A 17,769-nucleotide genomic window follows, 5' to 3' on the forward strand; every position below is an offset into this window, starting at 1 on the left:
AATCCCTGCGAACCATCCACACCGAGGACTGGCAGGTGCTGATCGTGGATGCCCATCATCGGCTGAACATCGTGGACGATGTTCCGTCGCGGCCCTGGTCGGCGCGGGTCGTAGCCGCCCGAGTGATCGGCTACACCCTTCTGGTCGGCGGGACATGCTTTTACGCGGTGATCATCGTCCTGTCGCTCGTGATCTGGGTGGCCGCCACCGCCCCAGAGCAGCCGTCAGCGGAGACAGCCCACTGGCCCGTGCCCCTTCTCGTCGTCGGGTGCTTCGCCTACATTCCCGTCGGCATCGCGTTTCTACGGTACGGGCGCCGGGGCGTTCTGTACCTCCGGCGGTTCGGTTACACGGACGGGACGGCCGCGGTGACTGAAGCCGCCCTGTCCATCGGCACGCGATGGCGGATCGTGACCCTTGATGACAAGGCCGTGGACGCGCAGGAAGCACCTCCTCACCTGGTTTCGCAAGCCATGTCGGTCAAGCACTTCAGCGACGGCTTGGAGGTATGGCTAGAGCGCGCTGGAGGATTTGCGCAACGCCGGGAACGGCTCTTCACCGTCACGGCCCGAAGCACCTTCGTCCTCATCGTTATCAGTTTGGCGTCGGGTGTGTTCTTGCCGGGACTGTATCCAGCCCTGGCAACCGTCACCGTCATCGCAGTGGTGGTCACGGCGGCTCTGGGGGCGTTGCTGGTGCTGGCCTTGGTGCTGCCATTGCTCGCTTCGCTCGGCTTTCTTCCTACAGTCATAGCGTCCGGGTTAATCAAGGATGCGGTAGACGAAGCGAATCGGAGCCTCCTTTCGGAAATCGGCAGCGCGGACCAGCTGCCCAAGGAAGTGCGCCGCGTGAAACACCTCAGCCGGCGCGTCCTGGCACCTCGCCTGACCGTCCTGCGGGTCGACTCGGCGATCTGGCGGGATGCCGTTCGGGCCTTGATGGGCATATGCCGCGTCGCCCTGATTGACGTGTCCTGCCCCCGGCCCGCCATCGCTTGGGAAATCGAGCAGCTGAGCCGGTTCCCGCACGTCCGGTGCGTCTTCATCGGCGAGCACTGGCGGCTGGCAGAAATCAACCAACGCCGGATCGGCGCGGACAAGGTCGTCGACGGCGTGGTACGCCTCGTGGCCGAGCGGCCCGTACTCGCCTATCAGACGGGTCGAGACACCGAGCGTTTCGTTCGTGCGTTGCGGTCGACACTGGCCTGATCCCGACATCACCAGTTCTTGCGTGATCCACCTGGCAAGGGTGACCAACAGCGCGACGAGACACACCATCGGCAGGATCTGACCTAACTGCCGTCGCAGTACTAGTAATCCAGCCGCACTTTTGTGATCAATAGCTTGTCTTCGTTCGTAGTGGGCTTGTCGGGCTCGGTGCTGGTGGCGCCGGCGCCAGTGTGACCAGGCCCAGGTCGCGAGGCGGTCGAGCGGGGTGGTGATCAGGTGTGCCAGGAGACGCTTGACCTCGCCCAGCGTGATTGGGATGAGGCCGCTGCCAGGGCTTTTGGGGCGATCGCGGCGGTGACAGCGAGGTAGGTGTGGGCGAGCATGGCCAGGGTGATGTGCCGGTACCAGGCGTCGTAGCGGCGGACCTGGTACTGGTCCAGGCCGACGTCGGTCTTGGCGGTCTGGAAGCAGTCCTCGACCGCCCAGCGTGCACCCGCGACCCGGATTATCTCCTTGTCGGTCGTTCCTGTTGAGGCGCAACACAAGTAGTAGGCGATCTCGTGTTTTCCCTTACTGTTTCGGGTCAGTGAACGACGGGCCAGCAAGCAGCGCCCCCAGCCGGCGGGGTGGTGTCGGGATGGGCAGGCAGTTCGGCGACGGCCCAGTCGAACATTCGTGGTCCTTTGGCGCCGTCGCCGCAGCTGCGGCGTTTCCACGCCTCGGCGGGTGCGTGGGCGACGAGCGCGTCTGCGCGAGAGGTGCCGGCCACCGCAGGGATAGTCTGGCTGCTGGGCACAGCCACCACGTAGCCGATGCGGCGGTCTTCCAGCCAACGGCGGATTTTCGAGTCACCACCGTAGGCCTCATCGGCGGTAACCCAGGTGGCGGGCACCCCGGCGTCCAGAGCGCGGTCGAGCATCCACTGCGCGAGCACGGCCTTGGTCCAATCAGCCCAAGACTCCGGCCCCGCTAAACCCGCAACGGCGACGGCGCTGCTATCCGCCGAGGCCAGGAAAGGTCCTCGAGCAGCTTTCCCCGTGAGGCCCGACGAATCCGCTGCCCGACGCACCCGTTCGGTCCAGAACGTGACTGAGCAGGCGCCGCGACTCCGACCGGTCGGAGTACAGCCGCGTGTCCCGGCCGAAGTGAACCTCTCCCGGTCCCCCGCCGGGTACGACGACCAACTCCGTGACGACTTTGTCGAGGATGTAAACATGCACCCGAGCCGGGTCGCCCGAGGCAGGTGTCGACGCCCAGGCCCAGCGGATCTGTGTTGCCAGGTACTCGCGATCACTCAGCTCGTCGGCGAGCAGGAGAACCTGGTCCAGTCGTTTGGTGGTGAAGGCGCACTCCAGCTCAAACTGCAGACCAAGCGACTCCCGGGCGTGGCCGGACAGGTCGATGACCACCAGGTCCGCGATCTCGATCAGCTGGTTTGCCGCTTGTTGCCAGAAACCGTCGCCGCAGAAGAACTCGCGGACCGGGTACTCACCGTACGGTTTGGCGCTCCACTTATTGGGCTCGGTCGGAGCGCACCGAAGCCGGTCTCCCAGCTGGGCTTCGGTAGTAATGACCAGTTCTGCCATAGTTTCTGTGTCGCGAGAGCGCCATAGCTCCCGCCAGGTTGCCGAGTTCGGGTTTCGCAGCATGTGGACGTAGCCGAACTCATTCCAAGCACCTTCGAGGAAGGTGCGGGTACGGGCCGGGTTCGCGAAGCAGCGGAAGTAGGTGATGCACAGGGGCGGCCGACCCATTACGTTGCTGCGCTCAGTTACCCGCCGGTACTGCTTGGTTTCCTCGTCTGCGATAGCGGGCGGCTTGCGAAAACGGATCTTCAGCGGTTGCGGCTCGGAGCCTATCTCGGGCCTGGGTGGCGGTCGCCAGCCGGGCGTGGCCTGCGAGCTACTGGTCATGCGGCGTAACCGGCGCCGCAGGCGCTGGAAAAGCAGATCGAGCACGAAATAGCCCACCGAGAGTGCAGCCGGCCCCCACGCGAGAACACGGATGATCACCGAACTGCCGGGGTCAGCGACCGTGTAAAGGCAGTACGGAATCGCCCACATCCCACCGGCAGCTGCGACAATCTGACCCCACCTGAGCTGCTCCAGGCGTGAGGTCCGACCGTGCTCGTCGTCGGGGCGGCCGCATGGACCGACCTTGTCTTTCTCCAGCTCCGAGGGCGTCAGATGTTCGCCACGCGGGTCGTGGTTCGTCATTAGTCCACCTCCAAGGTGACTTTTACGTTAATTACTCTTTTGTGTTCAGATGTCGTCGTAGTGCCTCCGCGCGGCGACCAGTCGCCGTCGATCTGCACCGGCTCGACCGTGCAAACGGTCAAGCTGACGGCAAGGTTCCGCGAGCCGTGGGAGGTGATACTTTTATCCGACCGATGGGCCAAGCGGCAACACCCGATGGTCCCAAGCCGCAGTTCGGCGTGGTGGAAGTGGTAAAGGGCCAGGTTCACGCAGGCAGGGATTTTTTCGGTGCTCTCGGGTACGGTATCGCATGTCGAATTCGCACCGCGGCATGGACCGCGGATACGTCGAGGGAATGCACGAGAGGGGTCGCGATGGCGGACCAGAAGACGGTGTTCATCGCCTTCGCGAAGGAGGATGAGGCGAGCCGGAACCTGTTCAACGGGCAGCGGTTGCTGGTGCGGTCGCCCTACGGGTACACGGACATGTCGGTGAAGGAGCCCTACGAGAGCGAGTGGAAGACCAACGTCCGGACCCGGATCCGTCGCTCGGACGGGGTGATCGCGCTAATCAGCTCGAGCACGCCGAAGGCCGACGGGCAGCTGTGGGAGATCAAATGCGCAGCCGAGGAGGATAAGCCGCTGCTGGGGATCTGGCTGGGGCAGTATCGGGTCAAGCCAGCGGAGATGGGGTCGGCGCGGTGCGCGGCCTGGGAGTGGGACACGATCGCCGCGTTCATCGACGGGCTGTAACCCGTGCGGCGTGCTCTGCTGGTCGGGATCGACCACTACGATCACCAGCGGCCACTGGCCGGGTGCGTCAACGACGCGACGGCGCTGCAGCCGCTGCTGGCCCGCAACGAGGACTCCACCAAGAACCTCGACTGCCGCCTGCTGACCGGCTCGGTGACCCGCAACGACCTGATGAGTGGTGTGCGGGCTCTGTTGGCCGGCGGTGCGGACTTCGCGGTGCTGTACTTCGCCGGCCACGGCACGCCCGTCGACGGCGACGTCGCCCTTGTCACCAGCGACGGCCAAGGCGAGACGCCTGGGGTGCTGTTCGCCGAGGTGCTGACAATCGCCCGGAAATCGCAGGTCAAGGAGATCGTAGTGATCCTCGACTGCTGCTTCTCCGGTGGCGCGGGCACCGTCGCCGCGCTCACCGAGGCGGCCGTGCTGCGCAGCGGCATGTCGATCCTGACCGCCAGCCGCGGCGACCAGTACTCCGCCGAGGCCGGCGGGCGCGGCCTGTTCTCCACTCATCTGGAGGGTGCGCTCGAGGGTGGCGCTGCTGACGTGCTGGGCCACGTCACCGTCGCCGGTCTCTACGCCTATGTCTCGGAATGCTTCGACGCCTGGGAGCAGCGGCCGACGTTCAAGGCCAACGTCGACCGGCTGCACGACCTGCGCAGCTGTTCACCCTCAGTGCCGTTACCCACGCTGCACAAACTACTGGAGTGGTTTCCCGATCCAGCGCACCACTACCGGCTCGATCCCACCTACGAGCCAGACAAGTCGCAGTCCGGACTGGACCCGCACCCCGAGCACGAGGAAATCTTCGACCAGCTGCAGAAGTGTCGGGCGAACAAACTGGTCGAGCCGGTGGATCATCAGCACATGTACTTCGCAGCGATGGAGAGCGGCAGCTGTCGGCTGACCCCACTCGGGCGACACTATTGGCAGATGGCCAAGCGAGGGACCCTGTGACGACGATCGGGATCAGCGGGCACCAGAACCTGCCCGACATCGCCCGACGCCAAGCCGAACGCGACATCCGCGCGCTGCTCGCGCAGAAGCTCGGGCCGGTGACCGGCCTGTCCAGCCTCGCCGCCGGCGCGGACCACCTGTTTGCGCAGCTGCTGCTCGCAGCGGGACATCGGCTACACGCGGTGATCCCATGCCGCGGCTACGCCGACACCTTCAACCCCGGTGACCTCGCGGTCTACCAGGAACTGCGGGGCGCGGCCGCCGAGGTCACCGAGCTGGACTTCGCCGAGCCCAGCGAGGTCGCGTTCGACGCCGCCGGCAAGTACGTGGTCGAGCACTGCGACCTGCTGGTCGCGGTGTGGGACGGGCGACCAGCCCACGGCCTCGGCGGCACCGGCGACGCCGTCGCCCACGCCCGCGAGCTCGGCCGCGACGTGTTGATCTCCTGGCCCGAGGGGGTCCGGCGGACGTGATCGCTACCTTCCAGGGACTGCTGGTGGCCGTGCTCGCGCTGCTGCCCGGCGCGGCCTACACCTTCGCGCTGGAACGAGTCACCACCGGCTACGGGGTCAGCTTCTCCGACCGCCTCGTGCGGTTCCTGGCCGCCTCCGCGGTGATGCACGCACTGCTGGCCTTCGGCGAGTACTGGGTCTATCGGTACCTGGTCGTCGAGCGACGGCTGGTCAATGGGACCGCCAACCTGTGGCTGCTGGAGGCCCTGGCCTTGGCCTACGTGCTGGGCCCAATCATGGTGGGCAGCGTCGTGGGCTGGGGCCACAAGAAGCACAAGAAGTGGGGAACGCTGCTGGTGGGGGCGGCCGTCGAGCCCCGGGCCTGGGACTACCTGTGGCGACGCGCCGACCGCGCGATCGTCCGGATCAAGCTCAAATCCGGGATCTGGCTGGCCGGCTACCGAGGCGAAGCTCCCAATGGCCGGCGCAGCTACGCCTCCGCACATCCCGAAGAAGGCGACCTCTACCTGCCTCTGAGCTTCACCGTCAACCCCTCCAGCGGCGAGCTGACGCTGGACGACAACCGCCGTCCCTTGCCCGTGCCCGGAGAGTCCGGGCTGCTGGTGCGGTGGACCGAAATCGAATACCTCGACATCAAGGAGTTCTAGATGCCCGACTACAGCAGCCGCGAGGTCCAGTACCGTGTCGTTCCCGACGGCGGCGATCACGTCATCGAGAAGCGCGGCGGCTATGAGGCGCCGAGCACGCCGTTCGCGCTGCCCGAGATGCCGGCCGGACCAGCTCAGGGGGCCTCCCCTGCTGGCGGGTCGGACGCCCAGTCGCAAACCACATCGACCAGCGACGACTGACCACGAATCGCGGAAAAGACTCGCGGACGGAGCGGGCTGTAGGGGCGACCCATTGGTCACGGGAAAGCCAAACCGCGACGGTCGGCTGATCCTGCGGAGACGGTCTTTCGACAGGAGCGCACAGGTTGTCGCGGCTACGGTAACCACGATCATCGGGTGCGGGGTGGGTGAACAAGCTCCCACGAGGGCCAGCTGAGCTACGCATCGGGCAATCACCACCAGGCGGCACTGGGAGTGCCGTCCGGCTCCAGCCCGTAGTGCCGGATCTGATGCCATCGTCGGTCGTCCCGGCATGCTTCCGCGATCATCCATAGAGACTCGGCATCTCCGGCGTTCGCGGCTCGTACCGCCAAGGCTTCCGCTTGCCGTACCTCGCCTCGGTTGCCCCGCGCAGCGACGAGGCTGCGGTAAACGGCGGGGTATCCGGCGCGTGCGGCCTGGTCTGCCAAGCGCTCCGCCTCGTCGTGCTCGCCGTTGGTCTCGCAGACCTCGCTCAGCAGCTCGAGGTCGTGACTGCTTGGTCGGCTCCCCGCGGCCTCCGCGTCGGCGATCGTCCGCCGGAGCGATCTTTCCAGCTCGGCTGCGCCACCACTACGTTGCTGGCTGTCGTGCAGGGGTCGTCGAACAACGGTCTTGACACCTTTGTCAGCAGACGCACGAAGCTCGCGCGCTTCCATAGCGTCCCCAGCCTCGGCACGCAGGCGAGCCAGCTGGCGGAGCGGGCGCCCGCGGTAGATCCCGGCAGCTGCGGCGGCTTCCCGCAGGAAGTGTTCCGCGCGAACGTTGTCACCCGCTGACTCGGCGTGTTGCGCCAGCATTTCGAAGGCGACATAGTCGCCCTGTTCTGTAGCCAAGACGAGCCAGCGCTCCGCTTCGTCGGTGTCTCCGCGGACGTCACAACAGCGCGCGACTTCGATCTGCGCGGCTGCATCACCCGCCTCGGCGCCGCGCCGAAAGGAGATCTCCGCCAGTCTCGCGTTCCCACTTTCGCGGTACAGCCGACCGGCGTGCGCGTACGCGGTGAAACTGCCGAGCGCTCCAGCACGCTCGTAAAGCAGAGTAGCGTGCCGGGTCCGTCCCCTGGCTGCGGCAGCGCCGGCGAGAACCATCAGCGCGTCAGCATCGAGGTGTGAGCAGGCGCCGTCCCAGAACGCCACAGGTGGAACGTCGAAGGAACGCCGGCCACCAGCCCAATGGGCGATGTAGTCGGCCAGCCGATACCCGGGATCGCCCGGGGGATTGTGGCCGGGTTTGGGACGCCGCCGCACCAGCAGACCCGCAGCACCGCGGCAGGGTGCAAGTGCGAACCCGAGGGCTTCCTGGAACCAGTCCTCGCCGGTCGCCTGCCACTCGGTGTCCGACAGGTAGCCCGGAGCCGCCCGCTCCAGGAACGACCACGGAACGTCACCGGCGTAACCCAGCCGGCGGGCATCGGCGGCGACGTCGATTACGGCGTGCGCGGCTGCTGGGGCGACCTGGTACCGCTCAACCATCGCTGGTACGCCCGCGAGGTACTGGATGATTTCGCAAGATCGAGTGCGCAGCGCTTGGCGAAGCCGTGGATCAATCTGCGCTGCTTCGCCTAGTGCCGCGAGCTCCGCCTGGTCGAAGCGAGAGGGCACCGCGATCTGAACGTCCTTGACGAGCTGTCCCGCTTGAGTGTGGGAGCCAAGTTCCGCCGCCGGATCCACGGAGGTGATCGTCTGCATCCGCTCCGGCCAAATGGTTCCCAGGACCAGGACGGGTGCGTTACGACGATCTCGAAGCAGGGCCCGAAGCCGTGCCGCCACCTCTTCGCCCAAACTGGGCCCGGCCGTGAGGAGGTACTGCTGGAGCTCGTCGAGCCAGACAACGGTCCGGGGCGGTACCCCGGCGAGCCCGTCGAGCAGAGCCTGCGGCGGCGTCGGCGAGATCGGATGCCAGACACTCCAGCCCGTCGGCAACTGTTTCGCAGCTTCGAAACAAGCCCTGGTCTTGCCCGTGGAGGAACTCCCGACAAGGATCGCGATGCCGCTAGTGCCGGCGATCGCTTGCCGCACGTTTTCCAGAAGCTTTCGGTCGTGTGGCCGTGTCACGTATCGAGGCAAGGCTGGTAGCGCGTCGTCACCCACGTCCATCGAGATGGCTCGATGGACATCGAGTTCGAAGGGATCCAGGTTTTCGACGGGGACGAGCGGCAGACGGGGCCGGACCATGCGGGGCAGCGGTTGTACCGTGGCCTCACCGGCCACGGTGGGATTCGGCGGCAGAACCGGCACTTCACCCAGCGGAGGGCGAACGTGACCTGGTTGAGCTGTGATGGTGCGCAGCAGTTCCTGGATCCCGGACTGCGTCAACGCTGGAACCAAGTAGTGGTCGGCGCAGTAGGGCTGGAGGAACAACGGGACTTCGTCGGTCGAACGATCCGGCAGCACTACCGGGAGCAGCTTGGCCGTCCAGACGGCGCGATCCCAGTGGAGCCGGTCTCGAAGGAGAGCTGCCTCGCTTTGCACGCCGCGGTTGTCGCTGGTGGCCACCACACCATCGCCGACGTGACGGTACCTCGGCGACGCCACGACCAGGACGAAGTCGGCGCTTTCGATGCACCTGGTAGCCCAAGATCCCCAATCTTTGCGCGCGGGACCGGCCCACGAGTCCAGGTCGACGTCGATGCCGTTGTGCACCAGCAGCTCCGCCAGGGTCCGTACGGCGACCTTATGCGCCTCGTCATCGTGTGCATAAGACACGAAAACCTTCACGCGATCAGGTGGCACAGGCGCGCGGCACACCAGCTGGATCGTCCGGGCGCTCCCAGGCGGCCGCAGCGTAATCTCTCCGCCTCGCGATGGACGCAGTCCGGCCTGTTCGAGGCGCTCGATCACGTTGGTCTGTTCGCCGCCCGGTTCGACGTGCGATGCCGTGCAGTGCAGCCTGGTCACTGCGGTTCCGATTTCGACCCGGTCCACAGAGAACAGCGGGTTCCCCGCGCCGCTCAGGCCCGCGATGGGGTGCCCCTCGAAGCCAAACCAGCGGAGAAACGTGGTGGCGAGGGCATCCGAGACAACCGCCCGTGCCGTCGCGGGCGGCAAATCGACACGCCAGTCGACGCGGTGGATCCCGAAAACCGCCGCTGGCCCGGCGTACTCCTCCACCAAGGCTCGCACCGTCGCCGACAACTCGGCCGGGTCCACCGCCAGCGCTTCGGCCAAGGCGGCGACCAGCGAGACGTCGATGGTCACGACTCTTGTACCACCGGCGGCGGTCAGCAACCCAGCCAATCGGTTCTCGAGCTCCACGAACGGATTCTAACTGTCGCTGGTTCCGGCATCGCGGCCCGGAACCGGGGGCACCGTAACGTCGGGACGCGCCACCGCGACTCGGACAAAGACGCGCGTGCTGATCGCGCCCGCCAACCGGACGGAGTGATCGCGTTGGCCAGTTCGCGCACTTCAGAGGCGACGGCGCAGTTATGGGAGATCAGATGTGAGTTCGGGGACTTCGGGCCACCGCGGAGCGGCGTGGAAAGGGACGTGATCGCCGCGTTCATCGACGTGCCCTGCCACGTGCGGCGCGCCCTGCAGGGCGGCTTCGACCACTACGATCGCCAGCGGACCTTGTCGGCTGCGTAACAATGCGACGACGTTGGCACAATCCTGCAACGTTCTGACCTCCCGAACCAAGGCAGTCCGGCGGATATGAACGCCACTTCGAGGGGTTACTCGCAGATGTGTTGGCCTTGCTCCCCGATGCGGTCCGCACCTTCGCACCGGACCGGTTCCCGACCGGCTACGGGGGTCGACTCTCTCAGCTGGCTCGTCCGGCGCTCGCCGGCTCCGCCGTGCTGCGCATCACTCGCCGCCAGGACGGCGACCGACGATTACCGCGCGCGTAAGCCCGTCACCCAGCAAGGACAACCAGTTGACCTGACTGCCATCGTCTAGAAGGACACCTAGTTGGATCTGAACCATCCTCCCACCTGGGCCACCGGCCTCGTCGACTGGGCGACGTCCACCTGGACTGGACGCATCGTGTGCGGCCTGGTCGTGCTAACCATAGTCCTTCCTCGCCTGGGTAGAATCCTCAAGAAAATCATCCCGGTCGCCGTGGGTTGTCTGCCGATCGTCCTCGCTTTCCTCTCCGCTCACTGGTTCGAGACACCGAGGACCTTCGACCCGGCTGGTTCTTCATGCGAAATGGCCAACAGTGCCTTGTCCGTGCGGCCAGAGCTGGGCAACGGCGCCGTCGCCGGGCAGGTCGTTCCCGTGGAACTGCGGCTACAGTCGAACAGCACCGCTCTGTCATGGCTTGAGCAGTACTGGGCTATTCAGTGCGCGCTTTCCCGGACTCTCAAAGATCACGGCGACACGGTCATGATCGGGGTTATCGACTACGCCACAAGCACTCAGGCTGCCGACCGGGTCGATCCGCCGAACTCGCTATCGCCGTCGAACCTGCCTGGCCACACGCACGCCTTGTTCGGCCCTACGGTGCAACCCGACGGAACGACCGTCGTGGAAGTCCAGTTCGCATCGGGCCGCCTCTTCACTGACGTACTGATCGAGGTTCCCGGGCACGATAACGAGTCAGCCGCCCGCGCGCGCGACTTGGCAATCAGCGCCGCACGAGCCACCAGTGATCACGAACACGAGGCCGCCGACGTGGACGCACACCGGCCGTTCAGGAACTACCTCGCCGGGGTATGGGCAGCCTGGCTGGTCGTCCTGGCGATCCTGCCGGCCGTCATCTTGACCTTCGCGGACAGCGACCGCCGCAAACTTCTCGCCCTGCACCTCCAAGTCCTGGTACTCGAGATCCTCGGTTTCACCGGTATCGGTTCACGAATCGGCCTTTTATCCGAAATATCCGCGCCCGACCGGTCGTTGGTCACCCGCATCCGCGCGATACGCGCAGCACGCGCGCTTAGCAGCCTTTTCTCGGTCGCGGCGTGGGCAGTGGCACTGCTCCTCTTGCTCCGGTGGTTCCCGCCGCAGACTCCGTTGTGGGTGACTTCTGTGATGGTAGGCGGGATATACTTCTCAGCCGACCTCGTCCGCACAGCGTTTCTCGGGGTTATACCACGATATCGGTACCTCCGGGTTGTCTCCTGGCGTGAGTGGATCTATCGACTCCTGTCGTTAGCAGTCGAGGCGATCTACGTCGGTCTCGTCGTTTACTCGGCAGGCATGTTGGCCATCGCCTGGGTCTGGACTCCGATCGACACACCGACGGCAGCGAACCCAGTCGCTCCGATCGTCTACATGTGGCTTTTCGGGCCGATAGTTTTCCTTTCTGTCAGCGCAATCTTCCGTGCGGCGTCACGTCGCTTCCAGGCACGTGATCTGGAGACGACACTCCGAAATGACCCACGGCCTCAGGTGCTCTACCTGCGCTCATTCAGGGACGACCGGCATGCAATTCCCATTCATCTTTCGGTATACGAGTCGTTAGGCCAGCTCTTCGACTGGTCCCGGAAGTCGAGATTCGAGGAGGTCCTGGTTCGGCGTCTCTGGCGTCACGGGCCGGTCCTCGCTGTAGGGCGCCCCGGTGAGAAACGGGCAAAACTCGGTGCTGCCCGGCTCTACTACCCCGAAGACGCGTGGCAGGAACCAGTGCGGAATCTCGTGGCCTCCAGCGCGTTGGTGGTCGTCACGATGGGAAAGACGCCGAGCCTCGGCTGGGAGCTGCGCACCCTCCGCGACTTGGGCGCGCTCAGGAAGACGATCGTCGTCATCCCCCCGACTCGTGACAGCCTCGCACGTGCGTCGGTGCTTGCGGAGCTTCTTGACCTTCACGAACCGTGGACGGGCTACGACGGAATCCGACATCCGATCGCATTCCGGTTCGACGAAGATGGCTCGTGCCACGCCGTGTACGGCGATGTCTTCGACGATGTCGCGTACGAGCTCGCCCTGACAGCTGCCGTCCGGTCGATCGTCGCGTAACAAATGCAGCCGCATCACGACCTCAACCGGTGAACCGACACGTCGCAGGCGCTGGCAGGGAGTAACGTTGACCGAAATCTTCGCCGGACTCCGTGTCACCGAGACTGTCGCGGCAGCCCTCAGGCTGGCGGCGACCCGCCGATCCGGCGGTAGGAGCCTGGACACGCAGACACTGCTGTGGGCGCTCGCGGCAACCGATACCGTTGGCGACTGGCACCGGCTTCTCCTGACCGACCAGCCAGCGTCCGATCCTGCGAGCACCTCCGTACACACGTGGGCCGCGGTGCCGTTGACCGGAACCTGCGCCGAGGCGCTGGCTCGCGCACGGACCATTGCCGAGACCTATGATCTCCTTCCCATGCCGCCCGGAGTCCTCGCCGTCGCGCTGGTTTGGGATACCGCGTCGGGTGCAGCCCGAGCATGTCTTGGCATGCAACACCATGAACTGCTCAGGGCGATGCAAGACGACGTTCTGGGGACTGACCTCGAAGGGCTCGAGAACCTCCTAGCTGACCGAGGTTCCTCCCACAAACAGCCAACACCGGCGTCAGAAATAGGGCCACCGCGGGATCCGGGAGCTGGCCGGGGGTTCACTAAGTCAGATGTGGATCTGACCTTCGCGAAGATTACGACGCGGGCACCGGTTTGGCTGCTCCGATTGCTTCTTCTCGCCGCCGTCGGAGGCGCCTTGGCAGGCCTGCTTACCAGTCCGGTTTGGAGTGTCACTGTCCCGGACGACCTGGCACCGCCGCTTCGCGCCCAACCCGTTTCTTCGGCGATGCCGGACGACACGGCGATGTCGCGACTCGTCGGCGCCGAGTTCGTTCGAACGCAGAATGGCTTGCCTCTGGGTACGAAACTGTTCGACTCGAACCTAGCGCTCTGGCACGACACACGGAACGAGGCCGTCCACAGCGCCTGGGAGACCCGTTGGGACTCGACCGACGGACGAACTCAAGCCACTGTGCAGGTGATACAGCTCAAGACAAAGAGCCCATTGACCTCGGCAATCCACGGCTGCAATCCAGCGACCACTACACAACCATCCCCCGGGCCGCCAGTGCTCCGAGCTGGATACGTCGCCCATGATAAGAACTCGGGCCTATACTGCATGACCGGGTTCGACAAGCAAGCTCTGATATTCATCGCTCTTCGCAGCCTCGACGGCAGTGTCGTCGCACGCATGCCCGACAGTACCGCGGCGACTTGGCGCACGATCCAACAGAAGCTGCCCTCGCCAGCATTCTCGGTTAAAGATGGAATCAGCACCCCGATTTCCACCGCGCTGCTCAACCGCGGCCCGTTCCTCGCCGTACTGGGCTTGATATTCCTCTGGATGCTTCCCACCCTGCTCTTCGACCGCGCCACGTGGCAGCGCCTGTGGTCGTTCGTGAACCATCGACGTTACCGTTCACGAAGTCTTCCAGGACTGGACATCGACGCCGCAGTCCGAGCACAGCTGTCCAGTGCAATGGCGCTTTCGGCTACTCAGTTGTGCGCGGCCATCTGGATGCTGAGGCTGACCTTCAAGCAAGGCATGCTCATCACCAGCGTATCGGTTCTCGGCATCACCTTTATCATCGGCGCGATCCCCAGGATTCTCCATTTGCGGAGAGTCGGCAGTCAACGAGGCTTCCAGGTCCGGAGAAGTGTGGTCTGGTTGACCGGAATACTTCTCGGGGTAACCGCGGTCGGTTTCTCCGTCGTGCTCATCTTGCTCGCCAACACGCTGTCCACCACCGGAGCCGGCTACGACGTGCCCGACTACCAGCAATTGCGATTCAACACCGTCCTGGAGATCATGGCCATTCCAACGGCCATCGTCGCGATTGCGCCGACAATGCTCGCACGAAGAATCGCCATGCGAACTCTCCGGAAACGACGAGGCGAAGACCCTCGGACGCCTGTTCTCCTCCTGCGTTCGTTCGCAGACGACGGCCGCCGGCTTCGTTCGCGCTCCAGCCATCGCCGTGCCCTTCCCGACCGACTCAGCCTACGCAGGTGGGAACGCTTCGAGGAGGTCATCGCGGCCTCCTTGGGAGCACACGGGCCGGTATACGCTGTGGGTCAGGTCGGCGAGCGCCTTCCACCACCGCTGGGAGCAGTCCGCCGCCAGTTCACCAACGACGAATGGCAGAACCGGATCCAGGGGCTAATGGCCGAAGCCTCAATCATCTGCGTGACCCTGGGTCGTTCCACGGCTCTTGACTGGGAAATTCGGCGCATCGCTGAGCTGGGGTTCCTGCCGAAGGCCGTCTTCGTCCTGCCACCGACCAGCAGGCGCGAGCACATCAAGAGGCTGGCCGTTCTCGCCGCGGCCTTGAAGCTGGCTTGGGCCGATCTTGATGTCCGCCCTACTGGCGGCTGGGCGTTGGCGATCCGGGTTCCAGCGGTGGGAGCCCAGCCACAGGTCATTCGAGCCCGTGCGCAAGAAGATATGGGCTACGACATCGCACTCGACTTGACCCGGCTCGCCGCTGACGGCGTCGACCTACTGAACTTACCGTCGCTGGCAGCCGACGACAGATCAGCCACACCGAAGGCCGAAGTCTACCCGCCAGGGAAAACTCCCATCTTCAAGTCACTGTTCCGGCGAAAAGGAACTCGGCTGCTCTTACTGTTCAACGGGTCGGCGATCGTAACGCTGCTCTTTGCCTTCCTCACCGGCGAGGTCAAGGACACCAGCGCCGTCATTACGCTCGCCGAAAGCTCAGGATGGACGGCGGTTGCCGCCGACCCGGACACTTCTCACCTATACGGCATCGCCGACGCCACTCGACTGGCCACCTTAGACTTCGACGAAGAGAAGGCCAGTTTTGTATGTGAAATCGAGGCCGCCGGAAACCTCACCGCTGGTGGTGGGTGGTTGTTCGCGTCGAACACCTTCACCGGGACGTTGCAGGCGATCGATCCGGCGGATAGACGAGTTGCGTGGACTCGGCGCGACCTACCGGGAGTTCGCGGGGTCGTCGCGACTGACGCCGCGGTCTACCTTCTGCTTCCCGCGGCGAGAGAAGTTCGCGAACTCGATCGGCGCACCGGTGACCCGATCGCGAGCCGAAAGCTCGACGGTATTCCATGGGCGGCCGCCCGTAGCGATGACGGCGTACTGGTCAGCTTGCTGGACTCTTCGTCAATCGTGCGCGTCGACCGGACGCTAACCAAGGTCACGCAAACGGGTTCTCGGATAGACGCGACCCAGGTTGTGTCCGTGCGGGGGACCGCCTGGGCGTACTCACGGGACAGACACGCCGTCGTCGCCGTCGGCGGATCTCCGCAGGTGATCTACGCCCGTAGCCAGAGCCCCCACATCGCATCCAACGGCTCGGTGCTGGCCATCGAGGGTGTCGAACAGACCAGCACGTTCTGGCCCGACGGCTCCGTCGTCCGCAACCGCCTGTCGACGAGGCACGCGGACAGTCTCGCAGTAACATCGACCGGCGACGTCCTAGCCATGGCTGACAACGAGGTACTTCTCATCCGAGCCTCGAAGAGGTGAGGTCGGCCGACCGGACGCGGAAGCTGCGCTGGGTTCATAGCACCGCGCACACTCCGGCCGGGAGACCGAGGCTACACGCATGAACGGATAACCCGGTGATGATCGAATCGCCGACGTGTTGACGGGAGAACTTCTTCCGGCGCCGCAGCATCACGCTTCGGCCGCTCTTGGCCGAGAGGTCGGCAGCTGTCGAATCCCGCATCCGACCACCGCGACGTCGCAATCCCGGATATCGGACATGCGAAATACTTTTCTGGGCGGACGGCCACGCACAGCCTGTCGTCACCTCACCTTGCGGTCCTGCCGTCGGGCCGCTCAGGACCGAGCCGGGCGCCGACCGTGCGTGGCCTCTTGGGAAGAGGCTCGGAAGAGCCGTGTCAGCCGGGAAAGATCGTCCGCATAATCCCCAAGACGAGGGCCGCTGCCAGTACAAACAGCAGGAACTTGCCGTACGCGGGGAGGGCACTCCCGCCGATCCTGTACAGGAGCCGCTTCCGCACGCCAATGCGAGCCAGCGCGGCCTGCAAAGCGCACGCGACGTAGAAGGCCGGGGTGCCTCGGACGTTCGTCTCGCCGGGCGCCGGCCCCACGGCCTGCACGTGCGGCGTCCAGTCGTCGTCGAACACGATCACCGATGCTGTCCACTTGCCCGGCTCCGGCTTCGAGCCGGAAGGCTTGCAGAGGAGCTTGTCGAGCCGCGCAGCCAGGTCCCATCGACCCCCTGGCAACAAGATCACGAGTTTGCGCGGCTGCCGCATCGCGATCGCCTGCTCGACTTCCCACCACACACTCGGGCCCTCGCCGAGCCGCAGCACGATCAGCTGTGACACCGTCATCAGTTCGAGCACACCGGCTCGCCAGTCGTCCTCCGGCAGGTAGAACCGCGCCGCGCCGAGGCGGGGAAGCCGCTCGCCCGGCCGGCCCACCGCGATCACCGGCCCGAAGGCCCGCAGCGCACCGATCAGCTGTTCCTCGCGGGTGTGCACGGTGAGCAAGCTCTGCATCCACGTTTCCGAGGGCAGCCTGTCGACCACCGCGGACGCCGGATCATCACCGAAGCCACGCAGGTATAGTACGGGTTCGCGGTCTTCCGAACGCAGAACGGCCGCAGCGCTTCGCGCCGTCCGCGGGCGGGCGTACCGCAGGCCGTAGTAACCGGCGGGCAACGTCGGAAGGACAGCCGCCAGCCAGTCGATCCGACCTCCTCGGGCGATGGGGTAGATCGCCAGTGTGCCTCCGAGCAGCAACGCCCAGCACAGACCGGAGACGAGGAGGAACACCGGGCGCAGCCACCAGCGCTTCGCGAGCGCGTATTGCCTGATCAGAGCCACAGTCTTTGCGTTGACTGTCCGTCTGCGCAGCCGGAAGACGAGCGCGGCCGCGGCCAAGGGCACGTCGGTGACCAGCCACGGCAGAGCACGACCCCAGGACTCCGCGCTCCTTTCCTCGAGCGTTCTCTGACCGGCCATCACCTCGGTGTCGATATCGCGAATGTCGCGACGAGCACCGTCGAAGTCTCCCGTCGTGGCATGCCCATAGGCGCGCGAAATCGAGGCGCGCGCGGCGGAGTCGGGCGCGGCGTGCTTGTTGAACCAGTTGCTCACCGGCGTTGTGTCCGCCCGTTGGTCGAGTGCCGCGCGGAACGCCGCCACCTGCGCGGGAGCGTCGAGGAAGGCGTCGCGATCATGCAGTGCGGCGCCCGCCGCGATGGAGAGCCACGCCGCGATATAGCCCACTGCCACTGCCGCCGCTGTGACGAGCTGGGCCAGAGTCCGCATCCGGTCATCCGATCAGGCCCGGACGGGCGACTGGCGCGGTCCAGCGGAAATCACCCGAAGTGAGCAACGACGACACCTGGTCACGGACCGAGTGCTGGCCGAGGTGGCGAGCACGGCTGCGGCTCAGCTCCGGCTTCGCAGAACACCAAGTCGCCCAAACCCCCTCGTCAGGCAGCAAGC

At 65.4% G+C, this 17,769-nt stretch carries 13 protein-coding genes; 8 read left to right on the forward strand and 5 right to left on the reverse strand.

Features of this window, described 5'->3' with window-relative positions:
* The first annotated feature begins 35 nt into the window (after nucleotides 1-35).
* The gene (locus HUT10_RS09420; RefSeq protein ID WP_176170825.1) at nucleotides 36-1,208 is read left to right on the forward strand and encodes a hypothetical protein; all 1,173 of its coding nucleotides are present in this window, start codon (nucleotides 36-38) and stop codon (nucleotides 1,206-1,208) included.
* Nucleotides 1,209-1,441: 233 nt separating this feature from the next.
* On the opposite strand, the gene HUT10_RS09425 is transcribed toward HUT10_RS09420, so the two are convergent.
* The 3 genes from HUT10_RS09425 to HUT10_RS09435 form a co-directional block, all read right to left on the reverse strand.
* Entirely contained in the window at nucleotides 1,442-1,774 is a 333-nt protein-coding gene (locus HUT10_RS09425; protein WP_176170826.1) for a hypothetical protein, read from the reverse strand.
* Entirely contained in the window at nucleotides 1,753-2,103 is a 351-nt protein-coding gene (locus HUT10_RS09430; RefSeq protein ID WP_176170827.1) for a transposase, read from the reverse strand. Before HUT10_RS09430 ends, HUT10_RS09425 begins: the two co-directional genes overlap by 22 nt.
* 61 nt (nucleotides 2,104-2,164) lie before the next feature.
* Nucleotides 2,165-3,385 carry a hypothetical protein gene (locus tag HUT10_RS09435; protein ID WP_176170828.1) on the reverse strand — a complete coding sequence of 407 codons (1,221 nt, stop codon included), beginning with the start codon at nucleotides 3,383-3,385 and terminating at the stop codon, nucleotides 2,165-2,167.
* Between the two features lie 353 nt (nucleotides 3,386-3,738).
* Here HUT10_RS09435 and HUT10_RS09440 point away from each other — a divergent pair, with 353 nt between their 5' ends.
* The 5 genes from HUT10_RS09440 to HUT10_RS09460 are packed head-to-tail and all read left to right on the forward strand — an operon-like array spanning nucleotide 3,739 to nucleotide 6,391.
* Complete coding sequence (locus tag HUT10_RS09440; RefSeq protein WP_176170829.1) at nucleotides 3,739-4,116, forward strand: TIR domain-containing protein; 378 nt, start codon at nucleotides 3,739-3,741, stop codon at nucleotides 4,114-4,116.
* Nucleotides 4,117-4,119: 3 nt separating this feature from the next.
* The gene (locus tag HUT10_RS09445; protein WP_176170830.1) at nucleotides 4,120-5,070 is read left to right on the forward strand and encodes a caspase family protein; all 951 of its coding nucleotides are present in this window, start codon (nucleotides 4,120-4,122) and stop codon (nucleotides 5,068-5,070) included.
* Complete coding sequence (locus HUT10_RS09450; protein WP_176170831.1) at nucleotides 5,067-5,543, forward strand: hypothetical protein; 477 nt, start codon at nucleotides 5,067-5,069, stop codon at nucleotides 5,541-5,543. The genes HUT10_RS09445 and HUT10_RS09450 overlap by 4 nt, the downstream gene beginning before the upstream one ends.
* Entirely contained in the window at nucleotides 5,540-6,190 is a 651-nt protein-coding gene (locus HUT10_RS09455; RefSeq protein ID WP_176170832.1) for a DUF6338 family protein, read from the forward strand. Before HUT10_RS09450 ends, HUT10_RS09455 begins: the two co-directional genes overlap by 4 nt.
* Nucleotides 6,191-6,391: a hypothetical protein gene (locus HUT10_RS09460; RefSeq protein ID WP_176170833.1), complete on the forward strand. Its 201-nt coding sequence runs from the start codon at nucleotides 6,191-6,193 to the stop codon at nucleotides 6,389-6,391.
* Between the two features lie 212 nt (nucleotides 6,392-6,603).
* On the opposite strand, the gene HUT10_RS09465 is transcribed toward HUT10_RS09460, so the two are convergent.
* Complete coding sequence (locus tag HUT10_RS09465; protein ID WP_176170834.1) at nucleotides 6,604-9,666, reverse strand: SEFIR domain-containing protein; 3,063 nt, start codon at nucleotides 9,664-9,666, stop codon at nucleotides 6,604-6,606.
* A gap of 657 nt (nucleotides 9,667-10,323) precedes the next feature.
* Between HUT10_RS09465 and HUT10_RS09470 the strand changes: the two genes are divergently transcribed.
* Both HUT10_RS09470 and HUT10_RS09475 read left to right on the forward strand, forming a co-directional pair.
* Nucleotides 10,324-12,312: a hypothetical protein gene (locus tag HUT10_RS09470; protein WP_176170835.1), complete on the forward strand. Its 1,989-nt coding sequence runs from the start codon at nucleotides 10,324-10,326 to the stop codon at nucleotides 12,310-12,312.
* A gap of 67 nt (nucleotides 12,313-12,379) precedes the next feature.
* Nucleotides 12,380-15,811 (forward strand): YncE family protein, encoded by a 3,432-nt coding sequence (locus HUT10_RS09475; RefSeq protein WP_176170836.1) that lies wholly within the window; start codon nucleotides 12,380-12,382, stop codon nucleotides 15,809-15,811.
* A 377-nt stretch (nucleotides 15,812-16,188) separates the two neighbouring features.
* On the opposite strand, the gene HUT10_RS09480 is transcribed toward HUT10_RS09475, so the two are convergent.
* Nucleotides 16,189-17,589 carry a transferase gene (locus tag HUT10_RS09480; protein WP_176170837.1) on the reverse strand — a complete coding sequence of 467 codons (1,401 nt, stop codon included), beginning with the start codon at nucleotides 17,587-17,589 and terminating at the stop codon, nucleotides 16,189-16,191.
* Nucleotides 17,590-17,769 lie beyond the last annotated feature (180 nt).

The organism is Amycolatopsis sp. Hca4, from assembly GCF_013364075.1.
Lineage (GTDB): Bacteria > Actinomycetota > Actinomycetes > Mycobacteriales > Pseudonocardiaceae > Amycolatopsis.

What these genes read in the sequence shown, in the direction of transcription:
- HUT10_RS09435 (WP_176170828.1), bottom strand. Translation starts at nt 3,385, where the DNA reads ATGACGAACCACGACCCGCGTGGCGAACATCTGACGCCCTCGGAGCTG.
- HUT10_RS09480 (WP_176170837.1), bottom strand. Translation starts at nt 17,589, where the DNA reads ATGCGGACTCTGGCCCAGCTCGTCACAGCGGCGGCAGTGGCAGTGGGC.
- HUT10_RS09460 (WP_176170833.1), top strand. Translation starts at nt 6,191, where the DNA reads ATGCCCGACTACAGCAGCCGCGAGGTCCAGTACCGTGTCGTTCCCGAC.
- HUT10_RS09440 (WP_176170829.1), top strand. Translation starts at nt 3,739, where the DNA reads ATGGCGGACCAGAAGACGGTGTTCATCGCCTTCGCGAAGGAGGATGAG.